We start from the raw sequence: 15084 nt of genomic DNA, 5'->3' as shown, positions 1-15084 counted from the left end.
CGGCTCCCCCTCCTCCGCTTGCGGGGGAGGGCCGGGGTGGGGGCGAGCCGCCGACGGCGCGCATGGCGTCAGCGGTCGCGCATCGCCTCGAGCACGCCCAACAGGCTGCGCAGGTCCTGCGCATTGTGCAGACCGACGCGACGCAGCTTGTCGGCGCTGCCGCCGCGCAGATAGCGCAGCCACGCGGCCGGCGCTTCGCTGCCCGGCAGGTCGTCTTCGCGCAGCACACCGAGCAACTCGCGCTCGACGGTCGCCAAGCGGCAATTGGCCCAGACACCGCGATAGCGGCGCCGCACTGGGTGCAGCAGGTCGACATGGCGCAGGTCGATCAGCGGGTCGCGCATCCGCGCCAGGCGGTAGCGCGTGGTCAGCAACGGACGGTCGTAGCAGCGTCCGTTGTAGCTCACAAGGACAGTCTCGCGCCGCAGCCAGCCGGCGAAGACCTTCAGCATCTCGCGCTCGGCGCCGAGCGTGGTGATGCACAGCTGGCGAATCCGCAGCCGGCCATCGATGACGTCCGCCGCGCCGATCATGAACGCACGGGTGCCGGTGCCGCCGGCCAGGCCGGTGGTCTCGGTGTCGAACGCAAGCAGGTCGCCGCGCTGCACGGTGTCATGGCGGATGTCATGCAGCGCCAACTCGGCGTCGTCATGCGGCCACGGGGCCATCTGTTCCAGATAGCGCAGACCCGGCGCGATCTCTTCGCCAGGTAGCGTGCGATCGACCGTCGCGCCCGGACGCGATGCCACGGCCGGGGCGCGCAGCTTCATCAGCTTGCGTAACTGCTCGGCGACCGCCTCTGGCGACCGTTGCGCATCGGCGCGCGGCCACTGCGCGCGCGGCGGCAGCACGGGCGCCATCGGCCGGGCCGGCGCGACGCTCGGCAGCGCGGTCCCGGCCTGGCTGCGCAGCAGCCCCAGCCGCTTGGCCAGCGCGCTCATGGGCGCCCCGTCATGCGCTCACCAGCAGGTCGACCACGCGCGCGGCCAGCTGCCGCGGCGTGCGCTCGGTGTCCTCCTCGGACGCGAGGATCGGCCCGACGCAGGCCGGGCAGCCGGCACGGCAACCGCAGCCATCGATCAGCGCCGCGGCCTGCGCCAGCAGTTCGTCGCGGCGCCCGAACAGCGGTGAGGACAGACCGACGCCGCCGGGATAGTTGTCGTAGAGATAGAGCGTCGGCGCGAAACGACCGATCCCGGCGATGTCGAGTGCCGCGCCCTCGCCGTCGCGCAGTTGCCCGCGACCGCGCTGGTCGGCGGTCGCAAACCACGTGCCATCGCCGCTGCCCACGGCTTTCTGCAGGTCGCGGCTCTCGGCCATCACCGCGACCTGCGCGACCAGATGCAGTGCGTACGAGGCGCCCAGAAACCCGTCGAGCGCCTCGTGCCGCGCATCGAACGCGGCATCGAGCGCGCGCTGCGGCAACTGCCACCACACCGCGCTGGTGTGCAGTTCCTGATCGGGCAGGTTGACCGGCCCGTAGCCGATGTTCTCGTGGGTGTGGAAACGGATCTTCTTGTAGCCCGACACCCGCCGCACCACATGCACCTCGCCCAGATGTGCGCTGCCCTGCCCTGCGTCCGCCTGCTCGGCATCGTCGAGCACCTTGAGCTTGGTGTAGTCGATCGCATCGGTGTAGTAGTCGACGTGGGTGCGCTGCACGTAGGCCTTGCGGCCTTCCCAGTCCAGCCGCTCGACCTGGAACGGCTCGGACTGGATCATGTGGATCGCGCCCTCGTAGAGCGTGAGCGCGGCGGCCGAATAGTCGACCTCGGCGATGATCGTCTGCCGACCGTCGGTCCGATCGACGACCACGAAGTTGCCGTCGGCGACCGAGCGCAGGTTCACCGCCTGCGCCGGATAGCTGTCGGCGATCCATTCCCAGCGATCGCCCTCGTGATGCAATACGCCCGACTCGGCCAGCACCTCCAGCCACGGCAGTGGCGCGACCGGGCCGAACATGTCGCCATCGACGAACGGCAGTTCGAACGCGGCGCAGCGGATGTGGTCGAGCAGGATCAGCGGCTGGTCGGGCTCGATCCGGGCGTGCTCGGGGTTGGCCTGCGCGAAGAACTCCGGATGGCGCACGACGTACTGGTCCATCGGTTCGGAGCTGGCGACCAGCACGCCGACCGAGGGCTGCTGCCGGCGGCCGGCACGACCGAAGCGCTGCCAGGTCGCCGAAATGCTGCCCGGATAGCCGTTGAGCACGACCACGTCGAGGCTGCCGATGTCGACCCCCAGCTCCAGCGCCGAGGTGCTGACGATGCCGTCGATGCTGCCCGCGCGCATCTCGCGCTCGGCCGCGCGGCGTTCGGTCGGCAGGTAGCCGCCGCGGTAGGCGCGGATCCGGCGCGGCTTGCGCGGGTCGTGGTCGAAGACTTCCTTGAGGTACTTGGTCAGCACCTCGACCATCAGCCGGGTCTGGCAGAACACCAGTGTCTTGAGGCCGGAGCGGATCGCCAGCCGCGCGATGCGGTTGGACTGCGAGCGCGCGGACGCGCGCAGGCCCAGGTCCGGATTCACCACCGGCGGATTCCACAGCAGCACATGCTTGTCGCCGCGCGGCGCGCCGCCATCGTCGATCGCCTCGAGCTGCGCGTCGTCGACCTCGATGAGCGCGCGCCCGTGCTCGCGGGCATTGCCGATCGTGGCCGAGCACAGGATGAACTGCGGGGTCACGCCGTAGAACGCGCACACCCGCTTGAGCCGGCGGATCACATTGGCCACGTGCGAACCGAACACGCCACGGTAGGTGTGGATCTCGTCGATCACCACGTAGCGCAGATTCTCGAAGAACTGCGCCCACTTGGTGTGATGCGGCAGGATCGCCTGATGCAGCATGTCGGGATTGCTGACGACGATGTCACCATTGATGCGGATCGCCTGGCGCGCATCCCCGGGCGTGTCGCCGTCGAAGGTCGCCGCGCGCAGGCCGAGCTCGCCGGCGGCATTGAGTTCCAGCAATTCGGCGACCTGATCCTGTGCCAGCGCCTTGGTCGGGAACAGGTACAGCGCCTTGCTGCGCGCGGCGATCGCTGCCGACAGCACCGGCAGCGTGTAGCACAGCGACTTGCCCGACGCGGTCGGCGTGGCGACCACGACGTGGCGGCCGGCCTGGGTCGCGGCCCAGGCCTGGGCCTGATGGCTGTAGAGCCGGTCGATGCCGCGGCTGCGCAGCGCGCGCGCCAGCGCTTCGGGCACCTCGCCCGGCATCGGCGCGTAGCGGCCCGGCTGGCCGGGCAACAGCAGGCTGCCGGTGATGCGCCCGGGGTACTTGGCCGACAACTTGGTCGCAAGCGCAGTGCCGGGCGCGGTGCCGGCCGTGGTCGCAGGCAGCGAGTCGGGTTTGAGGATCGCGTTCAGACAGCACGCTCCGGGCGGCAGGCGGGGCGCGAGCGTGCCCGTGCGTCGTCTCACGACGCGAGACGGCGGCCGCAGGCGCCTTTCGTTCACGGGCGCAGGACCGCCCGCGCCCTAGCATCGGGCGCTCCTGATCCCCCGCTTGGAGACCCCGATGCAGACCCTGGACGGCAAGACGATCGCCATTCTCGCCACCGACGGCTTCGAGCAGTCGGAGCTCGAGAAACCGCTACAGGCCTTGCGCGAGGCCGGCGCCCACGTCGATGTCGTGTCGCCTGGCGATGCGACCTCGATCAAGGGCTGGGACCAGAAGGACTGGGGCCGCAGCGTCGATGTCGACGTGCCGCTTTCCAAGGCCGATCCCGGCCGCTACGACGCGCTGGTGCTGCCCGGCGGGCAGATCAACCCCGACAACCTGCGCAAGGACGCCGACGCGGTCGCGTTCGTGCGCACCTTCGGCCGCAGTGGCAAGCCGGTCGCCGCGATCTGCCACGGTCCGTGGCTTCTGGTCGAGAGCGGCCTGGCGAAGGGCCGCAAGGTCACATCCTGGGCATCGATCAAGACCGACCTGGTCAATGCCGGCGCGGATTGGCAGGACGCGGAGGTCGTCGTCGACGGCAACCTGATCACCAGCCGCAAGCCCGACGACATCCCGGCCTTCAACGCCGCGATCGTCAAGGCCGTCGCAGGCTGAATCCGCACACTGCGCTGGAGACCATGCCGATGACGATCGAATTGCAGATGTTGGCCGGGTCGATCGCCCTCGGCTTGGTCCACGTCCTGGTCGCCGCCGGGTTTTCCACCGCGCAACGCGGCATGGCGTGGAATGCCGGCAATCGCGACGGCCATGTGCCACCGCTGACCGGCGCCGCGCAGCGACTGTCGGCGGCGAGCCGCAACTTTCTCGAGACCTTTCCGTTCTTCGCCGCCGCGGTGCTGGCGGTGGTGCTGGCCGGTCGCCACGACGCCACCACCGCACTGGGCGCGCAGCTCTATCTGTGGGCGCGCGTGGCCTATCTGCCGGTCTACGGCGTCGGCATTCCCTACCTGCGCAGCGCCATCTGGGCAGTCGCGACCGTGGGGCTGGTCATGGTGCTTGCAGGGCTGTTGTGAACGCGGCGGTCCTGTCATCGAAATCCAACATTGGATTCACGGAAAACAGACGATCCGCGCCTTAGCCTGCGCACTCCCAAGTTCCTGGCAACATTCCGATGGCCCGTTCCGAATCCGATCACATGTTGGTGCTCTCGCTGGGTCGCAATGGACGCGCCTCGTATCCCGAGCGCCCCTGGGAGGAGATCGAACCGGTGCTGCGGCGGGTCTGGGAATTCGATGGCCGGCTGCGCGCCTGGCATGACGTCCGCGCGCAAGTGCAGGCAGCCTGGCAGGCGCATGACACGCGCCCGCGTCACGATCGCCGTCGCGGCGCCGCGATTGATCAGGTCAGCCGCGCGGTCTGACATCCGTTCGCACCATCTCCCGACGGGAGGAAGCGCGGCATCACGATCGACTCGCGATGCAGGCAGGCCCCGGCCACAGCACGACGCCATGCTCTTGCCGCCCGCGTGACGCGGTCGCACCGATAGTGTCCGCACCGCAGACCGGAGATCGCCATGAGCAAGGCCAACCCCACCCGCCCCAACGCCCCGAGCGACGAATCGTCGCTGCGCGACCGCGAGGATCTGCCGCCGACGCGCGGACCGGCACTGAAGGATCCGCGCTCGCAGTCGGCGATCGACAACATCGGCCTCGACGACCAGGCCGACCTGCTGGACCCCGAACTCGATGACCAGATCGGCGATCGCAATGCCGATGGCCATTCGTTCGCCGACGACGTGCGCAGCGATACCGGTGTGGAGAACGGCGAGCCGAAGTGAGCGTGCCTGTGCCCGGGGCCGTCTTCGGCCCCGGGCGCGTTGCGTGACGCGTGGTCAGACCCCAGGACGGCGGTACAACGCCGCGTTGATGCACGAGAACACGCTGACGATGAACCAACCGAACGGCAGCAACGAGACCGTCAGCAGCCAGGTGATCGCGAATGCGATGCAGCCAGCCAGAAACCACAGCACGGCCGATAGCAGCCGACCCTGCACCAGTTGCCCGAGGCCGGGCACGATGAAACTGCAGATGGCGGCGATCACATTGCCGGCCGAACCCTGTCCACTCATGGAACGATCTCCTGCGCGTTGGAATGACTGCGATGGTCCGCGACGAGGGCGCGGCGTGATGTGAATGCGCCATGCCGCTCCCTTGACGACAAACGCGCCATCAAGGCCGGCAACCGACCTGTCCAGCATACTGGCGAACGCTGGCAACGCGATGCCCGCGCGCATCTGCCACGCAGTGGAAGCGACACCGTGGCCTGCAGACATGGGCGCACCGACGACGGGCGCATCCTGGAAGGATGCGCCCGTGGCGGAATCACTGGCGATCGGAGGCGTCAGCCGACGCGGAAGCGGTCGTTGTCGTCGCGGCCGCTGCCAGTGTACTCGCCGCTGGTATAGCGGTCATGCGACACGTAGGCATCCTCCACCGCGGCCTTGGCGCGATCCCATTCCAGGCGTGAATTGCCGCGACGCGATGCCCAGTCTCGCGCAAGCTCGCCTGCAAGCGCGTCGTCCCACTCACGATCGGCATGACGCGAACGCGCGTAGGCGCCATAACGATAGGCCGGCTGGTAATCCTCGTAGCGGTCGTCGGCGTTGCGGTAGGGCGCATTCTCGAACGCCTTGGCGTAGTAGTCATCGCTGCGCTGGTACAGAGCGTACGTCCGATCCGTGCGCTCCCAGGCATCGCGCACCGCCGGCTGCGCGTCTTCCCATTCCAGCTTCGATTCGGCCCTGGCCGATTCCCAATCGCGGCGCAGTTGCGCCTCCGACTCGTCCCAACCGCGGGTCCGATCGGCCTCGCGGGCCTGCAAGCCGAAGCCGTAGGCCGGAGCGTAATCGCGGTCGTAGTCATGCCCAGGTTTGACGTAAGACCGGTCGCCATGCGCTTGGCGCCAGTACTCCACTTCGCCGGTCGGATCGATCCGCTCGGCCACGCCCTTGCCGATCGCCGCCCCGGCGACCACGCCCACCGCCGCCCCGATCAAGGTCCCGACCGGCCCGAACACGGTACCGGCCGCAGCACCGGCGGCCATGCCGCCCGCAGCGCCGCCCACACCGACACCGACGGGATGAGCGCCGGGCGTCTTGGTGATCGGATCGCGATTGAGATCGCGGCCACCGTCACGAATGTCGTCCTGCTTGGTCATGTGCTTGGCTCCGTTGCTCGAATGTGCGATCACCGTGCGGGTCCGGGGATGAAGCCGCCGTGGCGAAATCCGGAATGCGCGGCCGTTGCGTTCAGCTGTCACGCCCGGCCATGTCCGCAGGGCGTCGGTCCGCCGTCGCACGCGAACGTTGCAGACGAGGCAGCGCGCCGACCACCAGCAACGCCACAAGCGTGGTCGCCAGTGCCACCATCTCCTGCCCCATGCCTGCAGCCATGCCGATGGCCGCAGTCATCCAGACGCCGGCCGCGGTCGTCAGGCCTTCGATGCGCTCGCCCTTGTCCAGCTTGAGGATCGCGCCCGCTCCCAAGAACCCGATGCCCGACACGATGCCCTGCATCACCCGGGTCACCTCGGCGCCGTCGATGTCCGACAGCAATGGCGCGAGCACGAACAGCGCCGAACCGATCGAGACCAGGATGTGTGTCTTCAGTCCCGCCGCGCGGCCCTTGTATTCACGCTCCCAGCCGACCATGCCACCGAGCAGCGCGGCCACCAGCACGCGGACCACGATGGTGGTCAGGGTGTCGGGATCGGGCAACGCCAGTTCGCGGGCCACGGCATCGAGCACTTGAGCGAACACGCTCATCGCACATGGCCTCCAGGCACGGCAGGACGAATGAGGCGGGTCGCGATCGGCATCGGGGCACTCCGTAGGGGGGATGTGCGCCGGACGCTAGCGCGCGTCGGGTCTGACCGCGGTGATGGTCGCTGTCGCGCCTCGCGGCCCAGGTCGCACGTCCACCACCGGGCCGGCGCGCCGCCGCCCGCCTCGAAGCCTTGAACGGTCAGCGATCGCCCCCCTGCCGGCCGCGCCCCGGTCGCGGCGGCGGGAATGCAAAACGGGGACGGCCTGCGCCGTCCCCGCGGGTCAGATCGCGTCGATCCGGTCGCGCCGGATCAGTCGACGCAGATCGTCCACGCCACGCCGTCGCGCACCCGCTGCTGGCAGCCGAACGGATTGGTGTCGACGCTGCACCGGCCTTGCACGCGCGCACTGTCGACCGTGCCTTCCGGCGCCAGGCACTGACCCTGGCACTGCTGGCTGTCGGTGCAGGCCTTGCCGGCATCGACGGTCTGCAGCAGACACTGCGGCACCGGCGCCCGTCCCAGCTGCTTCCACTCGCCGCCGCGTCGCAGACAGTCGGCCTCGTTGGTCACCGACGCCACCGCCGGACCGGCCTTGGGCTGGACGGTGTCGCGCTCGGCCGGCGCGCTGCAGGCGGCCAGCAGGGCGATGAGCAGGACGGGAACGATGCGCTTGAACATGGGTGGGCTCTCGCCAGACGAAGGAAGGCCGAGTCTAGAACCGACGATGTGAATCCTGCAGCAGAACGCCCGCCGCCTTGCCCTGCTCCCTCCCCCGCCTACGGGGGAGGGCTGGGGTGGGGGCTGGCCATCGCCTCAGCGAATCGCCTCAGCGCACGCCCTGCCCGCGGTCGCGCATGGCCTCCGCATCGTCGAGCCAGTTCGCGCTCTTGTTCTTGAGGAAGAACACGTAGACCACCAACGACACCGCGATCACCGTGGTCGCGTAGACCACGAACGCGGTCACTTGGTCGGACTTGAGCGCGGCCTGGTAAAGCACCGGCGCGGTCCCGCCGAAGGCCGAGTTGGCCAGCGCGTAGCCCAGGCCGACGCCCAGCGCGCGCACGTGGGTGGGGAACAGTTCGGCCTTCACCACCGCGTTGATCGACGTATAGCCGGTCAGGATCACAAAGCCCACGCCCAGGATCAGGAACGCCGACAGTGCGCTGGTCTGCTGCGGCAGCGCGGTCACCATGTAGCCGGTGTAGAGCACGCCGCCGATGCCGAAGAACACCAGCAGCGACTTGCGCCCGATGATGTCCGACAGCCAGCCGCCGACCGGCTGCAGCACCATCAGGAAGGCCAGCAGCGCCAGGTTGATCCAGGTGCCGGTGATCGCATCGCCCCCGGCGAACGCGGTCTGGATCATCTTCGGGCCGTTGACCGAATAGGTGTAGAACGCGATCGTGCCGCCGGCGGTGATCAAAAAGCACAGCAGCAGCGGACGCCACTGGTTGACGAACAGTTCGCGCAGCGACCCCGAGGCGCGTGCGCCGCCGGTCTTGGCGGCCTCGATCGATTCGGTCTCCAGCGACTCGTCCATCGTGCGCCGCAGCCAGAACACCACGATCGCCGCGACGCCGCCCAGGGCGAAGGCCAGGCGCCAGCCCCACTCGGCAATCTGCGCGGTGTCGAGCGACAGCAGCATCGCCAGCAGCGTGGCCTGCGCCAGCACATGGCCGCCGACCAGCGTCACGTAATGGAACGAGGACAGGAAGCCGCGGCGGCCGGGAATCGCGGCCTCGGACATGTAGGTCGCGCTGGCGCCGTACTCGCCGCCCGTCGCGAAGCCCTGCACCAGACGTGCGAGCAGCAGGATGATCGGCGCGGCGATGCCGATCGTGGCGACCGTCGGCGTGATCGCGATGACGAACGAACAGCCGGCCATCATCGACACCGAGACCGTCAGCGCCAGGCGCCGGCCGTAGCGGTCGGCGAAGCGGCCGAAGTACCAGGCGCCGATCGGACGCATCAGGAAGGTCATCGCGAAGATGCCCCAGACGTAGAGCGTGGCGTTCTTGTCCTCGGGCGAGAAGAATTGCGACTCGAAGTACGCCGCGAACACCGAGTAGACATAGACGTCGAACCATTCGACGAGGTTGCCGGCAGACCCCTTCAGCGTATTCGACACCGACCGGCGCAGACTGCCGGGCGGTGTCGCGCTGGGCGCGGCGGAAGACGCGGAATCGCTGGACACACGCATGGGCAAGGCTCGCCGGGTCGGGGGCGGGCGAGTATAGAGGTCCAGGGCGGAAAGGCATGTCGGCGATCGCGACGTGCCCAGGCCGGGCACCGCTGCGTGCCCGGCGCCCTCGCCTGCACGTGAGCGATCAGGCGGGCGATGCCTCCGCACCGCCGCGTGCCAGCGGGTCGGGCAGCGATTCGCCGGTCGCCACGAACGACAGCGACACCGAGTTGAGGCAATGCCGCTCGTAGGTCGGCGGCGGCCCGTCGGGGAACACGTGCCCCAGATGGCTGCCGCAGCGCGCGCAGACCTCCTCGACGCGGATCATGCCGTGGCTGGTGTCGCGGATGCGGCCGATGTGCGCTTCGTCGATCGGTGCGAAGAAGCTCGGCCAGCCGGTACCCGAGTCGAATTTGGCGCTTGAGCGGAACAACGGCAGGCCGCACAGCCGACAGCAGTAGGTGCCTTCGCGCTTGTTGTCGAGGAACACGCCGCAGAACGGCGCCTCGGTGCCGTGGTGCAGCAGCACGCGGCGCTCGTCGGCGGACAGGTCCGCTTCCAGGGCGGTGCGCTCGGCGGTGCTGGGCGGACGCAGATCAAACGAGGACACGGCATGCTCCGGTGGCGATCGACCCTCAAGAAGCTGGCGATGCACAGACCGCATTGCAAGCCCCGGCCCGTGCGCCGCGTCCCGCCGCTCGGCGGCCCACGCAGGCCCACGTGACGCGTGCAACGGGCTACTCCGTCCGCAGGTCGAGCCCTGCGTCCACCAGCGGTTTCAGCACCCCGACATCCTCGACCGGCGACTTCGCCAGCCGCACCGTGCGCAGCCCGTGCATGGCGCGCAGTGGCGACACATCGTGCACCCGCGTTTCCTCCATCGTCAGCCAGCGCAGGCTGGGCAGCCCGGCCAGCACTGAAACGTCCTCGACGGGCGTGCGCGACAGGTCCAGTGTTTCGAGCAGCCGCAACGGGGCGAGCGCTGCCATGTCGTCGAACGTGGTGTCGGCCAGGTCCAGGGTCTGGAGCGCCGTCAATTCCGCGATGACCGAGAAATCGGTCACCGACGTTCCGCGCAGGCCCAGGTCGATGAGGTGGGCATGGCCGGCCAGCGCCGAGAGGTCCCGCACCGGTGCGTTGGTCAGCGACAGCCGTTCGAGCCGGCGCAGGCCCGCGACCGGCGCGAGCGCCGCGACCTGGGTGTCGTGCAGATGCAACAGTCGCAGGGCCGGCATCCCGGCAACGACCTCGATGCGCGCAACCCGGGTCGCCCCCAGCGCCAGCCATTCGAGTTGTCGCATCCCGGCCAGCGGCCTGAGGTCGGCGATCGTGCTGCCGGCAAGCCCGAGTTCGGTCAATCCGGTCAGTCCGGTCAGCGGCCGGTAATCCGCGACCTGGCTGTTGGCCAGCGACAAGACCTTGAGCGTCTTGAGTCTCGCCAACGGCGTGATGTCGGTGAACGGATTGCTGTGGAGCAGGGCGCTTTCGAGCGCGGGAAGTTCAGCGATCGGCGACAGGTCGTCGATCGCGTTGTTCCCCAGATCCAGCGTCCTGAGCGCGGGCTTGTCGCGCAGGAACCCGATGTCGCGCACGCCTGCGCTGGCGAGGTTGAGCAGGCGCAGTTCGCCGAGCGCGGCAATCGGCGAAAGATCCTGGACTTCGGTTTCCGACAGCGTCAGCACCCGCAGATCGGGCAATGTGGCGAGCGCGGAGATGTCGCGCACCAGACTGCTCGTCAGGTACAGCGTGCGCAGCGCGGGCAGGCCCGACAGCGCGTCCAGGTCGCCGATTCGCGTGCCATGGAGGTTGAGCGTTTCCAGGGTGCGCAGCGCCGAGAGCGGCGCGATGTCGTGCACCGCGGTCTCGTACAGGCTGAGGGTCTTGAGCGAGCGCAGGCCCGCCAGCGGCGCGACATCGACCACGCCAGACCGGCTGAGGTCGATCGACTCGAGTCCGTCGAAGGCCGCCAGCGCGGACAGATCACGCAACTGCGGCAGTTGCATCAGATCGAGCGTCTTGCCGTCGAAGCCGGCATTGACCGCCATGATGTCGGCGGCGTCGATACTGGGATTGTCGGCCGCCAGAGCGGCCGCGAGCCGCGCGAGCGCCGCATCCGGCGCTGCCGGCAGGTCACATCTGGCGCGGACCGTCTGGTCGTGCACATAGCCGCTGCGCAGGGTGCCGCCGCGTGCGTCCAGCAGGCTCACGCGATGGTAGCCATACCCCTCCGGCGTGAGGAGGGTGCCCTCGACGCGCAGGCGTTGCCCGTTGGGCATCCGTGCCGTCGCCGGATACTGGCGTGCGCTCGGCCCATCGCGCAGGTGGGTGTATGGGCTGGCGGCGTTACAGACTTGCACGAACGTCCCGCGCTCGACCGGCGCCGCCAGGGCCACCGGCACCACGCCCACCAGCCACGCCGCGCATGCGGCCAGACACTCGATTCGCTTCATTGCCGCGCTCCCCATTGTCGGACCTTAGCGCCTGACCTGGTGTCCAGACCCGCCGCACGCACAATGCACCATGCGCCCGCCCCCGATCGCTGCGCAGTCTCTGCCAGCGCGGCGCGCCCTGCGCGCCAGGGTGACACAGTCAGGCGAGCATCGGCAGATCGAGACCCTGCGCTTTCGCGCAATCGGCGGCGATGGCGTAGCCGGCATCCGCATGCCGCATCACGCCGGTCGCCGGATCGTTCCACAGCACGCGTTCGATGCGTCGATCGGCCGCCTCGCTGCCGTCGCAGACGATCACCACGCCCGAGTGCTGCGAGTAGCCCATGCCGACGCCACCGCCGTGATGCAGCGAGACCCAGGTCGCCCCACCGGCGACATTGAGCATCGCGTTGAGCAGCGGCCAGTCGCTGACCGCGTCGCTGCCGTCGCGCATCGCCTCGGTCTCGCGGTTCGGGGAGGCCACCGAGCCCGAGTCGAGGTGATCGCGGCCGATCACGATCGGCGCCTTGAGTTCGCCATTGCGCACCATCTCGTTGAACGCCAGGCCCAGCTTGTGGCGCAGGCCCAGCCCGACCCAGCAGATCCGCGCCGGCAGGCCCTGGAAGGCGATGCGCTCGGCGGCCATGTCCAGCCAACGATGCAGGTGCGGGTCGTCGGGGATCAGCGCCTTGACCTTGGCATCGGTCCTGGCGATGTCCTCAGGATCGCCGCTGAGCGCGACCCAACGGAACGGGCCGATGCCGCGACAGAACAGCGGACGCACGTAGGCGGGCACGAAGCCGGGAAAATCGAAGGCGTTCTCCAGCCCCTCGTCCTTGGCCATCTGGCGGATGTTGTTGCCGTAGTCGACGGTGGGGATGCCCTGCGCGTGGAAGGCCAGCATCGCCTCGACATGGACGCGCATCGAGGCTTTGGCCGCGTCGCGTACCGCGTCGGGATGGGCGGACTGCTCGGCCAGCCAGCGCTCGACCGTCCAGCCGATCGGCAGGTACCCATGCACCGGGTCGTGCGCGCTGGTCTGGTCGGTGACGCAGTCCGGACGCACGCCGCGCCGCACCAGTTCTGGCAGGACCTCGGCGGCGTTGCCCAGCAGCGCGATCGATTTCGCCTCGCCCGCCTGGGTGTAGCGCGCGATGCGCGCCAGCGCATCGTCCAGGTCGGCGGCCTGCTCGTCGACGTAGCGGGTCTTGAGCCGGAAGTCGATCCGGCTCTGCTGGCATTCGACCGTCAGCGAACACGCACCGGCCAGGCTCGCGGCCAGCGGCTGCGCCCCGCCCATGCCGCCCAGGCCCGCGGTCAGGATCCACTTGCCGGTCAGGTCGCCGCCGTAGTGCTGGCGGCCCATCTCGACGAAGGTCTCAAAGGTGCCCTGCACGATGCCCTGGCTGCCGATGTAGATCCAGCTGCCGGCGGTCATCTGGCCGTACATCGCCAGGCCCTTGCGGTCGAGCTCGTGGAAGTGCTCCCACGTCGCCCAGTGCGGCACGAGATTGGAATTGGCGATCAGCACCCGGGGCGCGTCGATATGGGTGCGGAACACCCCGACCGGCTTGCCCGACTGCACCAGCAGCGTCTGGTCGTCCTCGAGCGTCTTGAGCGTCTCGAGGATCGCATCGAAGCAGGCCCAGTCGCGTGCGGCGCGGCCGATGCCGCCGTAGACGACGAGATCCTCCGGGCGCTCGGCGACCTCGGGATCGAGGTTGTTCTGCAGCATCCGGAACGGCGCCTCGGTCAGCCACGAGCGGCAGGTCAGGGCGCTGCCGCGGGGCGCGCGGATGGTGCGGGACGGGTCGTGGCGCGAGGCGTCTGTCATGGCGGCACTCGATGGGGCGATGAGCCGATTATCGCACCGGCGCCCCGGACGGCCTGACGCGCTGCGGCGTGAATGCCGCGGCCGCCGGCCGCTATGCTCGCGCGCATGCGCTCCGCGTCGCCCGTCATCCTCGCCCTGCTTGCTGCGTCCGCGTCCATGGCCGCATCGCCATTGCCCGTCCGTGCCGCCACTGCCGAGCCCGACGTCCCGCGCGTGCTGGTGTTCACCCGCACCGCCGGCTACCGCCACGACGCGATTCCCACGACGATCGAGACCTTGCGCACGCTCGGGGCGCAGGCCGGCATCGAGATCGAAGCGAGCGAAGACCCGACACGGTTCGACGACGCGACACTGGCCGGCTACCGCGCGGTCGTGTTCGCGCACACCACGCGCGAGGTACTCGAGGCGCCCCAGCAGGCGGCTTTCGAACGGTATGTCGCCCACGGCGGTGGCTACCTGGGCATCCACGCCGCCGCCGACAGCGGCTACACCTGGCCGTGGTACGGCGCGCTGGTCGGCGCCTGGTTCGCACGCCACCCCGAGGGACTGCAGGCGGTGCGCGTGGTGTTCGAACAGGACCCGGCGCCGCTGGGCCGACGCGACTGGCGGGTCGTCGACGAGATCTACGACTACCGCCGCAACCCGCGTGCGGATGTGCAGGTGATCGCGTCGGTCGATCCGCACTCGCATGCCGCCGGCGGTATGGGCGACGACCATCCCATCGCGTGGTGCCACACCCGCGCCGGCGGCCGCGCCTGGTACACCGGGCTCGGCCACGACCCGGCGCTGTATGCCGATCCGGTGTTCCGCGCGCATCTGCTGCAGGGACTGCGCTGGACGACCGGCCAGGCCGACGACTGCTGAGCCCGAACGCAGAAACGCCCGGACATGCCGGGCGTTTCGCGCACTGCGGTGCCGCCGGTATCGTCAGAACACCGACGGATCCAGCCGGCGCAGCGCGTCCTTGATGTCGACCGAGCCGGTGCGCTCGATGTCGCTGCGGGTGTAGACCCGGCCGCCCCCGTCGACGCATTCCTGCTCGGCACGCTTGGACCGCGCGTTACGCGCCGCGGTCACCCGCGACCCGGTCTCGCGAATGCAGAAACGATCAGACGGGCTGGCACGCTGGCCACGCTCGCGCACCGCCTCTTCCTCTTCCTCCTGCTGCTGCGCCAGAGCGCCATGCGACACCGCGCCCAGCGCCAGACCGGCGCACAGCGCCGCCATCCACCATCTGTTGTTCATTGCGCACTCCAGGTTGCTGGTCCTGCTGCGCACGATACGCCCCCCCACTCCATCCCGTGGTCTGCGCCCGCTGAACGTTCAGATTCCTCGCCCCAAAAACCGGGGTCAGAGTGCAATTTCAGTGGACATGCGCGCTGATCCGGGTTGCTGAGGAAATTGCACTCTG

At 69.3% G+C, this 15084-nt stretch carries 16 protein-coding genes; 5 read left to right on the top strand and 11 right to left on the bottom strand.

What is annotated here, in order from left to right; all coding sequences use genetic code 11:
• Window positions 1-68 precede the first annotated feature (68 nt).
• Entirely contained in the window at window positions 69-941 is an 873-nt protein-coding gene (locus tag ABE505_RS06825; protein ID WP_346443177.1) for a ribonuclease H-like domain-containing protein, read from the bottom strand.
• Between the two features lie 10 nt (window positions 942-951).
• The gene (locus ABE505_RS06820; protein WP_346443308.1) at window positions 952-3339 is read right to left on the bottom strand and encodes a DEAD/DEAH box helicase; all 2388 of its coding nucleotides are present in this window, start codon (window positions 3337-3339) and stop codon (window positions 952-954) included.
• Window positions 3340-3517: 178 nt separating this feature from the next.
• On the opposite strand from ABE505_RS06820, the gene ABE505_RS06815 reads away from it, so the two are divergent.
• The 4 genes from ABE505_RS06815 (at window position 3518) to ABE505_RS06800 (ending at window position 5240) form a co-directional block, all read left to right on the top strand.
• Window positions 3518-4057, top strand: coding sequence for a type 1 glutamine amidotransferase domain-containing protein (locus ABE505_RS06815; protein ID WP_346443179.1), 540 nt, complete (start codon window positions 3518-3520; stop codon window positions 4055-4057).
• A gap of 23 nt (window positions 4058-4080) precedes the next feature.
• The gene (locus ABE505_RS06810) at window positions 4081-4476 is read left to right on the top strand and encodes an MAPEG family protein (RefSeq protein ID WP_346443181.1); all 396 of its coding nucleotides are present in this window, start codon (window positions 4081-4083) and stop codon (window positions 4474-4476) included.
• A 98-nt stretch (window positions 4477-4574) separates the two neighbouring features.
• Window positions 4575-4823: a hypothetical protein gene (locus ABE505_RS06805; RefSeq protein ID WP_346443183.1), complete on the top strand. Its 249-nt coding sequence runs from the start codon at window positions 4575-4577 to the stop codon at window positions 4821-4823.
• Window positions 4824-4976: 153 nt separating this feature from the next.
• The gene (locus ABE505_RS06800) at window positions 4977-5240 is read left to right on the top strand and encodes a hypothetical protein (protein ID WP_346443185.1); all 264 of its coding nucleotides are present in this window, start codon (window positions 4977-4979) and stop codon (window positions 5238-5240) included.
• Between the two features lie 54 nt (window positions 5241-5294).
• Here ABE505_RS06800 and ABE505_RS06795 read toward each other — a convergent pair whose 3' ends face one another.
• From ABE505_RS06795 to hutU, 8 genes are all read right to left on the bottom strand, one after another.
• Window positions 5295-5531 carry a hypothetical protein gene (locus ABE505_RS06795; RefSeq protein ID WP_241945614.1) on the bottom strand — a complete coding sequence of 79 codons (237 nt, stop codon included), beginning with the start codon at window positions 5529-5531 and terminating at the stop codon, window positions 5295-5297.
• 272 nt (window positions 5532-5803) lie between these two features.
• On the bottom strand, window positions 5804-6619 hold the full coding sequence (locus tag ABE505_RS06790) for a hypothetical protein (protein WP_346443187.1): 816 nt from the start codon (window positions 6617-6619) through the stop codon (window positions 5804-5806).
• Between the two features lie 91 nt (window positions 6620-6710).
• Window positions 6711-7226: an MgtC/SapB family protein gene (locus ABE505_RS06785; protein ID WP_346443189.1), complete on the bottom strand. Its 516-nt coding sequence runs from the start codon at window positions 7224-7226 to the stop codon at window positions 6711-6713.
• 311 nt (window positions 7227-7537) lie between these two features.
• Window positions 7538-7906 carry a hypothetical protein gene (locus ABE505_RS06780; RefSeq protein WP_346443190.1) on the bottom strand — a complete coding sequence of 123 codons (369 nt, stop codon included), beginning with the start codon at window positions 7904-7906 and terminating at the stop codon, window positions 7538-7540.
• 148 nt (window positions 7907-8054) lie between these two features.
• The gene (locus tag ABE505_RS06775) at window positions 8055-9428 is read right to left on the bottom strand and encodes an MFS transporter (protein ID WP_346443192.1); all 1374 of its coding nucleotides are present in this window, start codon (window positions 9426-9428) and stop codon (window positions 8055-8057) included.
• A gap of 127 nt (window positions 9429-9555) precedes the next feature.
• Window positions 9556-10020 carry a peptide-methionine (R)-S-oxide reductase MsrB gene (gene msrB, locus ABE505_RS06770; RefSeq protein ID WP_346443194.1) on the bottom strand — a complete coding sequence of 155 codons (465 nt, stop codon included), beginning with the start codon at window positions 10018-10020 and terminating at the stop codon, window positions 9556-9558.
• Between the two features lie 127 nt (window positions 10021-10147).
• The gene (locus ABE505_RS06765) at window positions 10148-11860 is read right to left on the bottom strand and encodes a leucine-rich repeat domain-containing protein (RefSeq protein WP_346443195.1); all 1713 of its coding nucleotides are present in this window, start codon (window positions 11858-11860) and stop codon (window positions 10148-10150) included.
• Between the two features lie 139 nt (window positions 11861-11999).
• A complete protein-coding gene (gene hutU / locus ABE505_RS06760) occupies window positions 12000-13673 on the bottom strand; it encodes a urocanate hydratase (protein WP_346443197.1) in 1674 nt (557 codons plus the stop codon).
• 156 nt (window positions 13674-13829) lie between these two features.
• On the opposite strand from hutU, the gene ABE505_RS06755 reads away from it, so the two are divergent.
• Window positions 13830-14537: a ThuA domain-containing protein gene (locus tag ABE505_RS06755; protein WP_346443199.1), complete on the top strand. Its 708-nt coding sequence runs from the start codon at window positions 13830-13832 to the stop codon at window positions 14535-14537.
• Window positions 14538-14600: 63 nt separating this feature from the next.
• Here ABE505_RS06755 and ABE505_RS06750 read toward each other — a convergent pair whose 3' ends face one another.
• Window positions 14601-14918, bottom strand: a complete 318-nt coding sequence (locus ABE505_RS06750) for a hypothetical protein (RefSeq protein ID WP_346443201.1) — start codon at window positions 14916-14918, stop codon at window positions 14601-14603.
• Between the last annotated feature and the right edge of the window lie 166 nt (window positions 14919-15084).

Origin of the sequence: Luteimonas sp. TWI382 (genome assembly GCF_039674545.1) — a bacterium.
Lineage (GTDB): Bacteria > Pseudomonadota > Gammaproteobacteria > Xanthomonadales > Xanthomonadaceae > Luteimonas.
The sequence above is the reverse complement of the archived record's forward strand: the minus strand, read 5'-3'. Positions and strand labels throughout refer to the sequence as shown.